Here is a 16,376-nt window from a genome sequence, read left to right on the forward strand (position 1 = left end):
CCTTGAAAGTATGTTTATTTTTTGTATATAAAATCTATTGTGGAGCTTTATCCTGCAGTCCTTTTCAAGGTTTCCGATATAAACCTTATTCCTATTACGCTACAAGGAGCTTCTCCTATGCTCACTTTTAGGAGAAGGGCTAGGTGAGGAGTCGTTCTTGAAGGGTAAGAAAAAATAGTTTTTTTCCATCAAAGCTTTCCATTTGCATAAGGGCTAAACTAGAAATCAACCAATTTTTTCAATAAAAAACATGTATATTTGAAACTGTTTGCAATGGCAATGATAAAAGCAATAGCAATGACAATGACAATTGCAATGACAATAGCAATGACAATAGCAATGACAATAGCAATGACAATAGCAATGACAATAGCAATGACAATAGCAATGACAATAGCAATGGCAATAGCAATGACAATAGCAATGACAATAGCAATGGCAATAACTATAGCATTGAAAATAGAAATATAAATAAAATAGTAATTAAAACAGCAATTTAAAATTATACTTCAATCTTGTAATTTGCAATCATAATCTTGCAAAAATTGACAACTTACTTCTAACCCCTAACCTCTAACCCCTAACTTTTAACCTCTAGCTTCTAACTTCTAACTTCATAATATGTCTCAAATAGCAAAAGAACTAAAACTCGCCGTACTTATTGATGCCGACAACGTTCCTTACAGCAATGTCAAAGGAATGATGGAGGAGATTACCAAATACGGAACACCAACCACTAAACGTATCTATGCAGACTGGACCAAGCCTAATTCAAATGGTTGGAAATCGGTTTTGTTAGAACACGCTATTACTCCCATACAGCAATACAGTTACACTGTTGGAAAAAATTCTTCGGATTCCGCTATGATTATTGATGCTATGGATTTGTTGTATTCGGACAAAGTAGATGGTTTTTGTATTGTTTCCAGCGACAGCGATTTTACGAGATTGGCAATACGTTTGAGAGAATCGGGAATGAAAGTAATTGGAATAGGAGAGAAAAAAACACCCAATTCTTTTATTGTAGCCTGCGATCGATTTATTTATATTGAAGTTTTGGATGGTGCAATCAAAAAGAAAAAACCAAAACCAGTTGCTTCTTCTCCAATTAGTGATACAAAAGACACCAAAAGAACAGTCGAAAAAGAAACAACTGTAAAAATAGACAATCTTACTATTGATTTAATTGAAGATGCTATTGATGCTATTTGTGATGATGCTGGTTGGGCATTTTTGGGTGATGTTGGTAATTTAATAGTCAAAAATAAACCCGAATTTGATCCTCGAAGCTATGGATTTAATAAACTAACACCAATGCTTAAATCCCTGACAGACATTTTGGAAATCGATGAAAGAGATTCAGACAAAAAAGGAATCAAACATGTTTATGTGCGATTGCGATACACATAAAATAATTACAAAAAAAGGAGAGCTTTTCAAGGCTCTCCAATTTGTAAGTTCTGATTTATCATTATCTAACTTATACTTTAAATTCTAGTATAGCTGACTATTGAGATACTTTTTCTAAAATTGAATATTTGTGATATTATATCTCAAGTAATTAATCAAAACCACATTCAAATTTACAATTTAATTACATCTATAATACTTTATATTAGGTTTTTAACTCTATTTTAACCTGTTATGTTTTAGCGGTAAAAAAGGATGTTTTACAGTTCCTAGACTTACTGAGTTAATAATTGAATCAGTTACTTATTTGATTAAGATAAACCAATACATTTGCATTTTTAAATACCAATTCAAACCAACAAATGAAAATAGTCTTCGCTACCAATAACGAAAATAAAATCAAAGAAATACAAAGTATGCTTCCTGAAAGCATTGAAATCATCAGCCTGGAAAGCATAGGCTGTCATGAAGAAATTCCTGAAACTGCAGATACAATTGAAGAAAATGCCATCATGAAAGCCAATTATGTAACCGATAAATTTGGTTTTGATTGTTTTGCTGATGATACTGGTCTTGAAGTGGATGTTCTAAATGGGGAACCTGGTGTTTACTCCGCTCGTTATGCAGGAGAACAACGTTCTTCCGAGGATAATATGAATAAATTGCTTTTGAATCTTGAAGGTAATGCCAATAGGAATGCCCAATTTAAAACCGTTATTACTTTAAATCTAAAGGGGGAACAACATCTTTTTACAGGAATTGCTAGGGGTGAAATCACTTTAGAAAAAAACGGGAATCAAGGTTTTGGTTACGACCCCATTTTTAGACCTGAAAACTATCAAGAAACCTTTGCTCAATTGACATTAGAAACCAAAAACAGAATTAGTCATAGAGGTAAAGCTACTCAGGAATTGATTTCATTTTTAAACAAAAATCAGCAGTAGAATTTGTTTTGCGATATTGAATACAGTAGGGAGTACTTTTTTGAAGTGAATATGCTGCAGTAATTTTTAACCAAATGATAGTTACAATAAAATATAGTACATTTGAAATGCGTTATAGTTTTTCACACAAATAAAATAGTATGTTCAATATCAAAACGGTAATAGTCGCTTCTTTTTTTTTAATCCCAACCATTCATTACGCCCAACACACTGATGAAATCAATTCGAATAGACCAGGAGAATCTATGTCTGCTTTTGCGGTAGGTAAAACTGTACTTCAGGTAGAAACAGGCGTATTTGGTATTAAAGAAAATCATAATCTTTTGAAATATGATGCTAATGGTTTTGGGGTTGATTTTGAAGTACGATATGGTGCTTTTCTTGAGAATTTAGAATTCATTGCAGACGTTCAATATGTAAATGAAACATTTACTTATCCCATGCAAGTGGATGATAGAGCAGATTTTAAACAATCTGTTTTAGGGGCGAAATATTTAATTTATGATCCAAATAAGGGATACAAAAAAGAAGTAAATATGTACAGCTGGAAAGCGAATCAAAAATTCAATTGGCATCAAGTAATTCCTGCTGTTGCTGTTTTTGCTGGTGCTAACTTTACAGGAGCAGATAATCCCTATTCTTTTTCCCCAGAATCGAGTATTTCTCCTAAAATTGCTGTCATTTTACAAAACCATTTGGGTGATGGTTCCTGGGTTTTTGTGACTAATATTATTTCTAATTATATGACAACGGATTATCCAAGTTTGAGTTATATCTTGACTTTAACTAAGGGGATTAATGAGAAATGGTCTGCCTTTGTTGAAAATCAAGGGATAAAAAGCGATTTTTATAGTGATGCCATTGTAAGGGGAGGGGCTGCATATTTAATTAATAAGAATCTACAAGTTGACGCTTCATTAAGTACAAATTTTAAAGATACTCCTTCGGTTCTTTATGGAGGAGTTGGTATGTCTTGGCGTTGGGATGGAAGATACAAAGAGGTTCATCTTTTGACTAAAGAAGAGCAAGCAGCCGAAAAAATGGCTGGGAAAACCAAAACTAAAAAAGGGTTTAAGAAATCTAAAAAATAAAATAATACTACTTAAAATAGGATGATCACCATACAAGAAGCAAAGACCAAAAACGAGTTAATTGAATACATAAAATTTCCTTTTTCCTTATATAATGACAATCCGTATTGGGTTCCGCCCATAATCGCTGATGAGTTGGAAACCTTTGATAAAACCAAAAATCCAGCTTTTAATAGTGCCGAAGCTAATTTTTATGTTGCCTACAAAAACAACGATATTGTAGGAAGAATCGCAACAATTATCAATTGGGATGAGGTCAATCACCAACAGAAAAAGAAAGTCCGTTTTGGTTGGTTTGACGTTATTGATGATATCGAAGTGACCAAAGCATTGCTCGAAAAAGTCTATGAATTGGGACGAAAGAATAATCTTGAATATGTAGAAGGTCCAATGGGGTTCTCCAATCTGGATAAAGTTGGTGTTCTGACCGAAGGATTTGACGAATTGGGAACTATGATTACGTGGTACAATCATCCGTATTATGCAACCCATTTTGAACAATTGGGTTATGTAACCGAAAAAGAATATGTGGAAAATAAATTCCCTTTTGCGAATGCCAAGCCCGAATTTTTTGAAAGAATAAATGAATTAGTCAAAACCAGATACCAACTCAAACCCATCAATTTTAAATCAGCGAAAGCAGTAATGCCTTATGTGGATAAAATGTTTGATTTGTTTAATGAATCTTATGCTAATTTATCTTCGTTTGTTGCGATATCCGATGTGCAAAAAGAATATTTCAAGAAAAAATACGTCAGTTTTATCAATCCAGAATATATAAAATATGTTGAAGATAAGGATGGTAATCTAGTCGCTTTTGCTATTGTGATGCCTAGTTTTTCTAAAGCTTTGAAAAAAGCTAATGGAAAATTATTCCCTTTTGGATTTCTTCATTTATTACATGCAAGACGCAACAGTAAAGATGTTGTTTTTTATCTAATAGGAGTTCATCCCGAATATCAAAACAAAGGGGTGACGGCTATTATTTTCAATGAATACCACAAAACATTTACCGAAAGAGGTATTGAAAATTGTTTTAGAACTCCCGAATTGGCAGATAATATTGCTATTCAGTTGCTTTGGAAAAATTTTAATCCCGTGATTCATTGTCGCAGAAAAACGTTTAGAAAGGAACTTTAAGATAAGTAATTATTAAAAATAAAAAAACCGACAGTGTTTTGAGCGCTGTCGGTTTTTTTATTTTTCATTGATTTAAATATCGTCAAATTCGATATCGGTAAAACTAGAAACACTAGGAACAACATCTTCGTCTGTTTTTTCCAAAGTATATTCTTTTTTAAAGTCTTTTTGATGTCTTTCAGAAATCACTTCTTCTCCTTTGTGGTTTAAAACATAAGAAGTCATTTCTTCTAAAATTTCTGAGAATGCTGTAAAATCTTCTTTATACAAATAGATTTTGTGTTTTTTGAAATGAAAAGAACCGTCTTCTTCAGTAAATTTTTTGCTTTCGGTAATCGTAATATAATAATCATCAGCTTTAGTAGCTCTTACATCAAAGAAATAGGTTCTTCTACCAGCTCTTAAAACTTTTGAAAATATTTCTTCTTTTTCTAATATATCATTTTCTCTCATAATCTTTTCGTCATTTTTTAATTAAATAGCAATCAAAAATCTTAAAAATATATGTATTACACAACAATTAAAGCAATTCTTTTTCTGAAAGTTGTTTTAAATATAAGGATGCATAATGCCCTTCTAGGCTTATTAATTGATTATGAGAACCTTGTTCTATTATTTTCCCGTCCTCAAGTATTATAATTTTATCTGCATTTTTTGCAGATGAAACTCGATGGCTTACAATAATTGTGGTTTTGTTCTTGCATATTTCGTGAAGGTTGTTCAAAATTGCTTCTTCGGTTTCAGTATCTACAGCAGATAGGCAATCATCAAAAAGTAAAATTTCAGGATTTTTTATAATAGCTCTAGCAATAGAGACACGTTGTTTTTGACCTCCAGATAGTGTAATTCCTCTTTCGCCCAATATCGTTTCGTATCCTTTGTTAAAACCAATTATATTGTCGTGTACAACAGCACTTTTGGCAGCCGATTCCACTTCGGTATCTGTGGCATCTTCTTTTCCGAATTTAATATTGTTCTTTATAGTGTCTGAAAACAAAAACGAATCCTGAGGAACTACTCCAATACTATTGCGTAAATCGAATAAATTCAATTGACTTATTTCTTTGTTGTCAATCAAAATTTGACCATCGGTAACGTCATAGAGTCTAGAAATCAGAGATATGATAGTTGATTTTCCAGAGCCTGTTTTTCCTAATATCGCCAATGTTTCTCCTTTGTTTACTGTGAAAGTTACGTTTTGGAGTGCTTTAATAAAAGTATCTTCGTAAGTATAACTCACATTTTCAAATGATAAACTGCCTTCTATTTTTGATTTAGCACTGTTTTTATTTTGTATTTCGGGTGTTATTTTCAAAAATTCATTTAGCCTTTTTTGCGAAGCTTCTGCTTCTTGAACCATGGAAGAAACCCATCCCAAAGAAGCAACTGGCCAAGTAAGCATGTTGACGTACAAAATGAATTCTGCAATAGTTCCAATACTTTTTATGGTACCATTTATATACATCAATCCTCCAAAATAGATGACAATCAAGTTACTTACTCCGATCAAAGCCAGCATTAAAGGTCCAAATAGGGATTGCACTTTGGCCAAACTTAAACTCTTACTCTTGCTTTCGTTGGCCAAATCGGTTATGATAATTTGGTTTTGATCTTCTAATGAATAGGCTTTTATTACACGAATTCCTGAGAAAACTTCTTGGGTATAACTGGATACTTTGGATAAGTATTGTTGAAAGGTAGTGGATCGTTTATTGATTTCTGAACTTAATTTAAAAATACAGTAGGATAAAATTGGGAGTGGTAATATGGTGTATAGTGTTAGTCGGGGCGAAACATTATACATATATCCAATTACAATAGCAAATCGAATTATTGTATTTATGGTATACATTACAGCTGGACCAACATACATTCGAACTTTTGAAACATCTTCGCTGATGCGATTCATTAAATCACCAGTTCGGTTTTGCTTGTAGAAGTTTTGTGATAGATTTTCGTATTGACGAAAGACTTCGTTTTTCAAATCAAATTCTATGTGGCGTGACATTACAATTAATGTTTGTCTCATTAAAAAAGTAAGGAAGCCAGCTATTATAGTAGTAGCTATAATTAATAAAATATTCGATAGTAATTGTTGACTTATTATGCTGGTATCAATGGCTTTGCTTTTTGAAAAAGCTTCTATTTCATTAAACGATTTGCTAATAAGCTTTGGTGTAAATAATGAAAATATTTGTGCGATTATAGTGATTATGATACCAAGTAAAAAGCTGTATTTGTACTTAATGAAATATTTATTTAAATAACGTAATTCTTTCATATTTTAAGAAATTCGGTGTTGAATTGTTTTTTGTTTTTGTATAATGTTTGGTTTTTAACAATTGCTTTGAAAAATTATTTGTTCCAAAATAGTGTTAAATATTTATTTTAAGGCTAATTTAATATTGTATATGTATTTTTTACGTATGTTTGAAGTATCTTTTTGATAATTTCGTAATTTTTAACTAAAAAAAATAGTACTATGAATGCTACCGTTACTACTGGAAAAGAACTTCAAAAAATGGATCCTGTTTTTGGACAATTGTCTTTCAATGATCACGAACAAATTGTTTTTTGTAACGACAAAGATACAGGATTAAAAGCAATTATTGGTATTCACAATTCGGTTATGGGGCCTGCATTAGGAGGAACTCGTATGTTTAATTATGCTAATGAATGGGAAGCTCTAAATGATGTTTTGCGTCTTTCTAGAGGAATGACTTATAAAGCGGCTATTACAGGATTGAATATTGGAGGAGGTAAAGCAGTCATTATAGGTGATGCCAAAACGCAAAAAACTCCCGAATTGATGCGTAAGTTTGGAGAATTTGTACATTCATTAAGTGGAAGATATATTACAGCTGAAGATGTAGGGATGGAAACATCCGATATGGATTTAGTAAGAGATGTGACTCCTTATGTTACTGGAATTTCTGAAGAAAGAGGTGGTTCAGGAAACCCTTCTCCAGTTACAGCCTTTGGAGTTTATATGGGAATGAAAGCAGCCGCTAAACAACAATTTGGATCGGATAATCTTGAAGGTAAAAAAGTTTTGGTTCAAGGAATTGGTCACGTTGGTGAAACTTTGGTTGACTATTTGACCAAAGAAGGAGCTATTGTTTTTATTGCAGATATAAACGAAGAAAAATTGTATCAAGTAGCCGCTAAGTATAATGCGCAAGTATTTACTGGCGATGATTTATACACCGCCGATGTCGATATTTATGCACCTTGTGCCATGGGAGCAACCATCAACGATGCAACCGTAAATAAAATAAAAGCCAAAGTGATTGCTGGTGCTGCCAATAATCAATTGGCAAACGAAAATACTCACGGATTAATTTTACAGGAAAGAGGAATTCTTTACGCTCCAGATTTCTTGATTAATGCTGGTGGAATCATCAATGTTTATGCTGAACTGGCTCATTATGACAAAGCTGAAATCATGCGTAAAACCGAAAATATCTATAATACAACATTGGAGATTTTTGATTACGCTGTTGCAAATGGAATAACAACTCATCAGGCAGCTTTGACTATTGCTCAAAATCGCATTGATTTGAGAAAAATAGAAAACGAAAAGAAGTAGTCAGTATTCAGTTTCTTATTATTCAGTTTTGAAAGAGTGTTCAGTATTTTTATTTTGAAAATGCTGAACACTTTTTTTATGTGCAAATACTGATCACTAAAAAACTTACCACTGATCACTGATTATTTTCTCAAATAAAGCAACTATAAATTTTCATTTAAGCGATGAAATTCTTATTTTTGCAAACTAATTTTAAAAGTTCTTACAAGGTGGTAAATAGAAGACACATTCGCGTTAAAGTCATGCAATCCATTTATGCAATGCATCAAAATGGCTCTGATGATCTAGTAAAGGAAGAGAAATTTCTTTTTTATAGTATTGACGCCATACAGGATTTATACCTTATTATGCTCTCTTCATTGATAGAAATCTGTAAAAAAGAAACTGTTTTTTTACATCTATCCAGTCAAAAACATTTGGCTACAAAAGAAGAACGCAATCCAAACGAAAAATTTATTAAAAACAGTATTTTTCAAATTCTTGCCGAAAACAATTCCCTTAGTATCGCTCTAGAAAATCGTTCCATCAATAATTGGACGCTGAATGATGATTACATTATCCTGTTGCTTAATGCAATTAAGGAAAGTGATTTGTATGCAAAATACATGAGTAATAATGTGAATACATTTGAGGAAGATAGAGATTTTATTGTTGATATATTTTCAGAGGTTATCGTTCCCAACGAAAAATTATACGAATATATTGAAGATGATAAATTAACTTGGATTGATGATGTTCCATTGGTAAACACACATATCATAAAACAACTAAAAGCTATCAAGCAAGGTGAAGATGATAATTTTAGAGTTCCAAAATTGTACAAAGACAACGAGGATAAAGACTATGTGAAAGATTTGTTTAGAAGGACAGTCTTGAACGAATCAGAATTGGCAAAAGAATTTTTGGATAAAACACCAAATTGGGATAGCGATAGAATAGCCGAAATTGATACTATTATTCTTAAAATGGCCATTTGTGAATTTTTGAAATTCCCATCTATTCCTGTAAAAGTTACATTGAATGAGTATTTGGAATTGGCCAAAGAGTATTCTACTCCAAAAAGTAGTATTTTTATCAATGGAATTTTGGATAATTTGGTTAAAGAACTAGAATCCAACAAACGAATTGTTAAGATTGGTAGAGGATTGATGTAAGTCGGAGGTTAGACGTCAGAGGTTAGAAGCGGGAAGTTAAAGGCTTTTAAAAAGCTTTTTAAAAATAAAAATAAAATTCAATTAACAAAAACTAAATATTTAAATTATGGGACAATTAACTCAATTTGCGCCGTTTCTACTAATGTTTGTAGTAATCTATTTCTTCATGATTAGACCACAACAAAAAAGAGCTAAAAACGAAAAAGAATTTGAAAGCGCATTGAAAGTAGGAGACAAAATTATTACAAAAAGTGGACTTCACGGTAAAGTTTCAGAACTTGCTGACACTACTGTTGTAATTGAAACGATGTCTGGAAAATTAAAAATGGAGCGTTCTGCTATTTCTATGGAAATGAGTGCTGCTTTGAATAAAAAAGCATAGTTTAGACAGTTACTTTATAAAAAAATCCCAGATTCCGTTATAAAATTGGAATTTGGGATTTTTTATTTTTGGTAAAATCGAATTATTTTTTCTTGTTCTTTTTACCTTTTTTAGATTTTTTTGCTTTCGCTTTGGCTTTTTTCTCTTTTGCTTTAGCTTTTACTTTTGCTTTTTTGGCTTTATCTTTTTTGGCTTTTTTAGCTTTCTTTGCTTTTGCTTTTGCTTTTTCTTTTGCGTTAGCTTTTTTTGCTTTTTCTTTCTCTTTTTCTTTCATTTTTACTTTGTTTTTTTTCTTTTTGTTTTTTTCTCCGTCTTGAGAAATTATTAAATCTTTTTCGGTAGTATTTTCTTCGATTTTAGGGTCTTTGGCGTCGCTTTTTACAACTCCAGTCGTAGGGGCAGTTACTTTTGCTCTGCTAGGTCTTGATGTTGTAGTAGTAGCAGCGGGTTTTGTGTCAGTTGACTTTGTTGCGGTTGAAGCTCTTGTAACTGTTGGTTTAGAAGCTACTCTTTTTACAGGAGCTGGTTTTACAGCTGTTGGTTTTGCAACTTCTGGAATGATAACATCGCTTTTTATTGTTTCAGTACTTACTGCTTTTTCAGGCAATACCGTTTCGTCTTTTTTTTCTATCATAATTTTAATTATTAATATATTGATTATTGTGTTGGCAATAGTTTAAAATAGGGAGGACGTTTTTCTTAAATCTTTCAGTGTTATTAAATTGTTAGATTTATATTAACAAATGTAATGAATAATTATATATTCCAATGTTAAGCTTTTGCTGATTGTATCTTGAATTCTTTTTTGTGTTTGTTTTCAAAATCCACAAAAAAGCCTCCAAATGATTTAAAATCTTTGGAGGTGTTCGTTTTATGTTTATGGTTCAACCACGAATTGAGTAGGTAAAAATTTAAACACCCCCGAAAGCTTTCCTATCGTGTGGACACAAATATATTCTACTTCATAATGGGACACAGACCCCGATAGCTCAATGTCATTAAGTTAAGCTTTTTTTTTCTCGCCAAGACGCAAAGTTAAGAGTCGATTTCTTGGCGTCTTCGCGTCTTTGCGAGAGTTATATTTTGAAAAAGCGTAGTGAGAAACCCTTAATTACATTGCCCGATAGCTATCGGGGCAGATTGCACAGATTCTTTGATTATAAATTAAAAGTTTGAGTATGAAATATACATTATCTATAAGGCCAGATATGGATTAACTAAATTTTATCTGTGTAAATCCGTCCAATCTGTTAAATCTGTGTTCTATTTTTAGATGTGTCCACACGATAGGAAAGCTTTCGGGGTTCACAAATTGACACAAATTGTATTCAATTCTAAAATAGAATTACACAAATCTCTTTGGTGCCGATTAATTAGAGTAATTAAAAAGTCTCTTTTTCGTGTAAATTAGTGTAATTCATGTTTACTTTTTTGATAATATTAGAATTCGTTGTAGTACCATGTTTTAGATGTATATTATAATTTAAAATCGGGTTGTCCATCTAAGTTCTACTCCTTCATAATCTAAAACTTCGTAGCATATTCCAGCATTGCAAGCAGGACCACCACGGCGCTGTCCGGCAAATAATTGCAAGCTGTTTCCGTTGTTGATTTGATATTTGACATTGCCTCCAATCCAATTTTTCCAAGATTTTTCAGTCAAAAAAGAATCGTTGCTTAGTTCGGTAACTACAGATACTATCCATTTGGATTTAAAAGCATAACCCAAATTGAAAACATGATTTTGTACATTTTCGGCACCACGATTGAAATATTGAAGTTCGTATTCTGTTTTAATGGATGAATTTTTAAATACTTTCCAATCTACATAGGTTCCTGCTGAGATACGATTGCTTTGGTTTTTGAAAGGGTCCTCGGCATAATCTACAAAAAGTTTAATATCGTGACCTTTGGTGGTTGAAAAATCGTATTCGGCAAAATATTCTTGAAATATGAACTCTTTGTTCAAATCATTTTTGGCTATTGCATTATTGAATGTAAGTACTGATGCATTTGGAAAAGTATAATAGGCTTCAACTTGATAGCCCGACTCGTTTATGGGCTGTACAACGTGAGTGCTTCTATTTAAAACTTTGTACGAATGCTCTTTGATCAAAGCAGGTACTTCGTTGAAACCCGAACCCAATAAGAAATTATTATAATCCTTGACTTCTGCGGTGATGCCTAGATTTTCAAAAGTAAAATTGATGTTACCGTAATAGGCATGAATAGAAGAATCTTCTAGGTTGTTTGAAAATTCAGTGTAATAATTTATTGTTGGCGATAGTACTCCAGAAAAAGTAAGCATGCTATAATTACTATTTCCTTTTTCATTATTTAAGTTTAGAAAGGAAGCACCCAAGGTTTGTTTCTTGAAAGTGTAATCGGAGTAAATGACTTTTATTTCATCAATTCTACGAATGGAATTGTCTTGATTGGGAGGGAAAACATTGTTTAGGGGTTTACCCCAAATTACTTTTGTGGTAAAATCTTTTAATTTTAGTTTTGCACTTATTCCTTGAACATCTCTATAGAAATAATTTCGGGAGCGAAAACCTTGATCTTCAAGTATGGCACCTGGGATTTCAAAGGAGCGCAGTATGGTACCACGGCCAATGGTTTCGTTAAAATTTCCTAATGACACATCGAGTAGGTCTGAGTTGTATTTTAATGAATATTGTGTGATTTGTGTATAATTACGTTCTGCATATCGGGTATAGTATTGATCTAATGTGACTCCTGCACTGAATCTTTTGTAATTGTATCCAATAATTCCTCTGTCATACGCGGTTCCAAAATTGATTGAATCTGTTGGGAGTTTACCGTACTGGGTTTCCAAAAGATTGCTTCCGTAGATTTGGGCATAATTTTTTGTAACTCCCAATAAGTAAAAAGACAGAATAGCTAGGAATAAGAGTTTATTTTTCATTGCTGTATTTTTCAATTTGTGCAATAATTTCTTTTTCGTCACCAGAAACAAATCCTTCGTGGATCCATACAATTTTCCCTTTTGAATCGACTAAAATCAAAGTGGGGAAGGCCGCTAGATTGAGTTGTGTTTTGACAGTAGAGTCAATATCTAGTAATACGGGGTAATTCATTTTTAGTGATTTGCTCATTGGCCCTACTTTGGCAACGCTTCTAGGGCCATCACAATTGATACTTATAACAGCAACTCCTTTGTCTTTGAATTGGTCATAAATGGTGTTAAGCTCTGGAATAGCTTTTAAACAAGGTTTACACCAAGTAGCCCAAAAATCAATAACTGTTAGTTTCTCTCCTTTAAGCTCTTCAAAACTATGGTTGGTGTTTTGAGTATCTTTTAAATTGAAATTTTTAACGGTTTGAGCTTGAAGTTGTAAAGTAATACAGAATACAATAGCTAAATGTATGATTTTCATAGTGTATGTTTTTAAAAATTGAAATATTCGGTACGAACCACATCTCTTGTTGGGTGCGCGTGAGGGATAGGAGCTAGCTACCTTGTAGCGTGGATAGCCCGACAGCATAAGGGAAAGGGGCCGAATATGCGCCATGTATATTGGCCCCTTTTGCTTATGGTGGCACGCCCAAATAGCTCTTAAACTATTTTAAAAGTTCGTCAATTTTTGCTTTTGCTGCATCAATATCTGAGGCAGCTCCTTGAGTTCCTGAAAATGCAATTTTACCAGCTTTGTCGATGATAACAATACGGTCGTAAGTGGTTTTGTAACTTGCTGCTACACCAGAGCCTGTAAGAAGTAGCGGAAATCCAACAGCCGTGATGGTTTGAAAGTTTTGAACTTTGGCAGCGTTTCCGTCCCATTGGTCAATACCATAAATTTGGAAATCGGCTCTTGAAGCATAAGGAGCATGCAATTGCATACATACTTTTGGAGCGGCAGCTTTGCAAGATGGACATTCGTTGCCAAAAAAGAAAAGAACCACCACTTTGTTTTTGGAATCGGATAATTTTACTGTTTTATTGTCTAATGAAGTAAGCGAAAAATCGGGTGCAGCGGTGTTGACAGCCACTGGTGGCGGTGTTGCAGTATCTGCCTTGTCATCATCATTTGAACAAGAGTTTAGCGCGATAAGAAAAAGCGCTACCAGAGTTACTTTTAGCATATTTTGAAATATACTTTTTGCGGTGGAAATTGTTGTTGCATTCATAATTTTTGGATTTAATGATTATTAATTATTGGTTTAAAATTTATTTTAAAATAAGGCTAGGCGTTGCCTTGGCGTTATGGAAACACTTTTTGAAAATTGGTTTGAATGAATGGATAAGTTTGGCTAACTGCTCCTGTAAGTTACTTTTTTTAGACGCATTTTAGTTTAAAAATAAAAGAGCTTCCAGCATTTTCGACACTTACCAAATCGAGAGTGGATTGGTGTAAGTCGAGTATCTTTTTTGCAATAGCAAGTCCAAGTCCTGTACTGTTTTTTAAGTCAGTAAAATTGTTGGCTTTGTAATAGCGTGCAAAAATTTGTTCCCTGTCGTTTTCAGGAATTCCAATACCATTATCAGTTACTGATATTTCGATGTTATTATCGGTGCTTTTTATGGTTTTTATCTCTATTTTTCCGCCACTTGGTGTGAATTTTAGCGCATTGTCAATAAGGTTTTGCATTACCCTTTCAATCAAAGAAACATCGGCAAAAACGGGCGTTAATTCTTTGGATAAAACGGTGCTAATTGAAATGTTTTTGGTTTCGGCAATGAGTTGGTACTTGTTGCTGATGTCACTCACCAATTCACTAATAATGAATGGTTCTTTTTTGGCTAATACCTGATTGGCTTCTAGTTTTGATAACTCAAAAAGTTCATTTACTAGTTTTTCCAATTTTTCGGCACTTTCCCTAACTGTGTTTATGTATTGTTTGCGTTCATCGATTGTTATAGTTTCTTCTTTCATTTGCAAGGTCTCAACATACCCGCGAATGATGGCAATTGGGGTACGTAAATCGTGCGAAACATTGGCAATAAGTTCTCGTCTTAGGTTTTCTACTTGTTTGAGTTTGTCAATATTTATCGTAAGAATGTCTGCCATTTCATTAAACATTTCGCCCAATTGTCGTTCGTCTCCCATGGACTTAAATTCAACTCTGGCCTTTAAATCTCCTTGTCGAAATTGTTGCATAACCGTAAGTATCTTGGCGTAGTTGTTGGTGATCACTCGTATGATTAATAGACCAATCAAGAATGTGAACAGCAAAGTGATTCCCATTGTTCGGGCACCCAATTTTAATAGGTAACTCCCAAAAAGTGATTCAGAGGCTTCATCTTGTTTCTCTCCGTTGAGTACCACATAAATATAGGCGTACAACATATTATTCATTGTCAATGGCGAGGCCGAAAATACTTTTTGTTGGGATGGATTCAGCGGGTCGTCTCCTTTTATATATGTATTGTTTTTATCTTTTATAAAACTCAAAACAGGCGCAAGGTTGATTTGTTTCAAAGCGATTTCTCGTCCTGGAGGATACCATGCAATAATTTTTCCTTTGGGATCTACCAAGTACACTTCCAAACTTGGATTTATAGCTCTTACGTGATGAAACATTTCTTCAAGCGCTGGTTTTATGACTTCTCCGTTGTAAAAAGGAGTAGAGTTTTCTACTATATTTTTGGCGGTATCGTGATTGAGTCGTTGGTTTACTTCTTCCAAATAAGTTTTAGAATATTCGTGACTTACATAAGTGTACATCAGTCCAACTCCGGCAAGAAGGACAAAAAACACTAAGGATATTTTCCAAAATAAGCTGTTAAATGTTGATTTTTTCATAATTATTTTAATTCATCAGTAAAACGGTATCCCACTCCCCAAGTGGTCAATATGTATTTTGGAGTGGTAAGATCGGCTTCAATCTTGGTTCTTAATCTATTGATATGTGAGTTTACAGTATGCTCATATCCCGAAAATTCATAACCCCAAACCAGATTCAATAAGTTTTCTCGAGAATAACTCTTTCCGGGATTTGACATAAAAAGATACAACAAATCAAATTCTTTGGGGGTTAGATCCACTTTTGTACCCTCAAGTGTTACTTTTCTTTTTATGGGGTCGATTGCTAATCCCCCATATTCAAATATCTCTTCTACAATTTCTTTTTCAGTATTCCCCATTTCGGTTCTGCGCAAAATGGCCTTTACACGAGCAATAAATTCTCGAATACTAAATGGTTTTGTCAAATAATCATCGGCTCCAGTTTCTAACCCAATTATCTTATCTATTTCTTCACTTCGAGCGGTTAGCATTAAAATTGGGGTGAAAATTTTGTCTGCTCTCAATCTTCTGCAGATCTCAATTCCGTCCATTTCAGGAAGCATCACATCAAGGATAATCATATCATACTTATTCTTGGTCGCCAAGCTTAAGCCTTCTGTACCCGTATGCGCTTTGGTCAATTCGCAATAGATATCTTTCAAATGAATTGCAACGAGTTCAACTATCGAAACATCATCTTCAATCATTAATATGTTTTTCATTTGTTTTTCTTTAAACTTAAAATAAAAAAGGATGCATTACCTCATTATTCAATACCATAATTAAGAGTATTTGGGCGTGACCCCATGGAGAAAATGGGCTTACTTATAGCACCGGTTACAAAGCCCCTTTCCTCCATGCGGTCGGGCTGTTGCTGCTACTTCGGTAGCTTAGCCCATCCCTCACGCGAGCGCAA

Annotated in this window: 16 protein-coding genes; 8 read left to right on the plus strand and 8 right to left on the minus strand. The window is 33.4% G+C overall.

Annotated features, from left to right (window positions below; all coding sequences use genetic code 11):
• Positions 1-258: 258 nt before the first annotated feature.
• From AC8GF4_RS17880 to AC8GF4_RS17900, 5 genes are all read left to right on the plus strand, one after another.
• Complete coding sequence (locus tag AC8GF4_RS17880; RefSeq protein WP_506596703.1) at positions 259-471, plus strand: hypothetical protein; 213 nt, start codon at positions 259-261, stop codon at positions 469-471.
• A 150-nt stretch (positions 472-621) separates the two neighbouring features.
• Positions 622-1,410, plus strand: a complete 789-nt coding sequence (locus AC8GF4_RS17885) for an NYN domain-containing protein (RefSeq protein ID WP_506596705.1) — start codon at positions 622-624, stop codon at positions 1,408-1,410.
• A 362-nt stretch (positions 1,411-1,772) separates the two neighbouring features.
• Positions 1,773-2,354: a non-canonical purine NTP diphosphatase gene (locus AC8GF4_RS17890; protein ID WP_506596707.1), complete on the plus strand. Its 582-nt coding sequence runs from the start codon at positions 1,773-1,775 to the stop codon at positions 2,352-2,354.
• A 140-nt stretch (positions 2,355-2,494) separates the two neighbouring features.
• Positions 2,495-3,445, plus strand: coding sequence for a transporter (locus AC8GF4_RS17895; protein WP_506596709.1), 951 nt, complete (start codon positions 2,495-2,497; stop codon positions 3,443-3,445).
• A 21-nt stretch (positions 3,446-3,466) separates the two neighbouring features.
• A complete protein-coding gene (locus AC8GF4_RS17900; protein WP_506596710.1) occupies positions 3,467-4,585 on the plus strand; it encodes a GTP cyclohydrolase in 1,119 nt (372 codons plus the stop codon).
• Positions 4,586-4,657: 72 nt separating this feature from the next.
• Here AC8GF4_RS17900 and AC8GF4_RS17905 read toward each other — a convergent pair whose 3' ends face one another.
• Positions 4,658-5,038, minus strand: coding sequence for a PUR family DNA/RNA-binding protein (locus AC8GF4_RS17905; RefSeq protein WP_506596712.1), 381 nt, complete (start codon positions 5,036-5,038; stop codon positions 4,658-4,660).
• A 67-nt stretch (positions 5,039-5,105) separates the two neighbouring features.
• Entirely contained in the window at positions 5,106-6,866 is a 1,761-nt protein-coding gene (locus AC8GF4_RS17910; RefSeq protein WP_506596713.1) for an ABC transporter ATP-binding protein, read from the minus strand.
• A gap of 201 nt (positions 6,867-7,067) precedes the next feature.
• On the opposite strand from AC8GF4_RS17910, the gene AC8GF4_RS17915 reads away from it, so the two are divergent.
• The 3 genes from AC8GF4_RS17915 (at position 7,068) to yajC (ending at position 9,710) form a co-directional block, all read left to right on the plus strand.
• Entirely contained in the window at positions 7,068-8,174 is a 1,107-nt protein-coding gene (locus AC8GF4_RS17915; RefSeq protein ID WP_506596714.1) for a Glu/Leu/Phe/Val family dehydrogenase, read from the plus strand.
• Between the two features lie 242 nt (positions 8,175-8,416).
• Positions 8,417-9,328, plus strand: coding sequence for a transcription antitermination factor NusB (gene nusB, locus AC8GF4_RS17920; RefSeq protein ID WP_506596879.1), 912 nt, complete (start codon positions 8,417-8,419; stop codon positions 9,326-9,328).
• Between the two features lie 106 nt (positions 9,329-9,434).
• Entirely contained in the window at positions 9,435-9,710 is a 276-nt protein-coding gene (gene yajC / locus AC8GF4_RS17925) for a preprotein translocase subunit YajC (protein WP_506596716.1), read from the plus strand.
• A gap of 82 nt (positions 9,711-9,792) precedes the next feature.
• Here yajC and AC8GF4_RS17930 read toward each other — a convergent pair whose 3' ends face one another.
• From AC8GF4_RS17930 to AC8GF4_RS17955, 6 genes are all read right to left on the minus strand, one after another.
• On the minus strand, positions 9,793-10,344 hold the full coding sequence (locus tag AC8GF4_RS17930) for a hypothetical protein (RefSeq protein ID WP_506596717.1): 552 nt from the start codon (positions 10,342-10,344) through the stop codon (positions 9,793-9,795).
• 849 nt (positions 10,345-11,193) lie between these two features.
• Positions 11,194-12,639, minus strand: coding sequence for a DUF6029 family protein (locus AC8GF4_RS17935; protein ID WP_506596719.1), 1,446 nt, complete (start codon positions 12,637-12,639; stop codon positions 11,194-11,196).
• On the minus strand, positions 12,629-13,111 hold the full coding sequence (locus AC8GF4_RS17940; protein ID WP_506596721.1) for a TlpA family protein disulfide reductase: 483 nt from the start codon (positions 13,109-13,111) through the stop codon (positions 12,629-12,631). The genes AC8GF4_RS17935 and AC8GF4_RS17940 overlap by 11 nt, the downstream gene beginning before the upstream one ends.
• A 184-nt stretch (positions 13,112-13,295) precedes the next feature.
• Entirely contained in the window at positions 13,296-13,862 is a 567-nt protein-coding gene (locus tag AC8GF4_RS17945; RefSeq protein ID WP_506596723.1) for a TlpA family protein disulfide reductase, read from the minus strand.
• 149 nt (positions 13,863-14,011) lie between these two features.
• The gene (locus AC8GF4_RS17950; RefSeq protein ID WP_506596725.1) at positions 14,012-15,478 is read right to left on the minus strand and encodes an ATP-binding protein; all 1,467 of its coding nucleotides are present in this window, start codon (positions 15,476-15,478) and stop codon (positions 14,012-14,014) included.
• A gap of 2 nt (positions 15,479-15,480) precedes the next feature.
• On the minus strand, positions 15,481-16,182 hold the full coding sequence (locus AC8GF4_RS17955) for a response regulator transcription factor (RefSeq protein ID WP_506596727.1): 702 nt from the start codon (positions 16,180-16,182) through the stop codon (positions 15,481-15,483).
• Between the last annotated feature and the right edge of the window lie 194 nt (positions 16,183-16,376).

The organism is Flavobacterium rarum (SeqCode), from assembly GCF_965234445.1.
Lineage (GTDB): Bacteria > Bacteroidota > Bacteroidia > Flavobacteriales > Flavobacteriaceae > Flavobacterium > Flavobacterium rarum.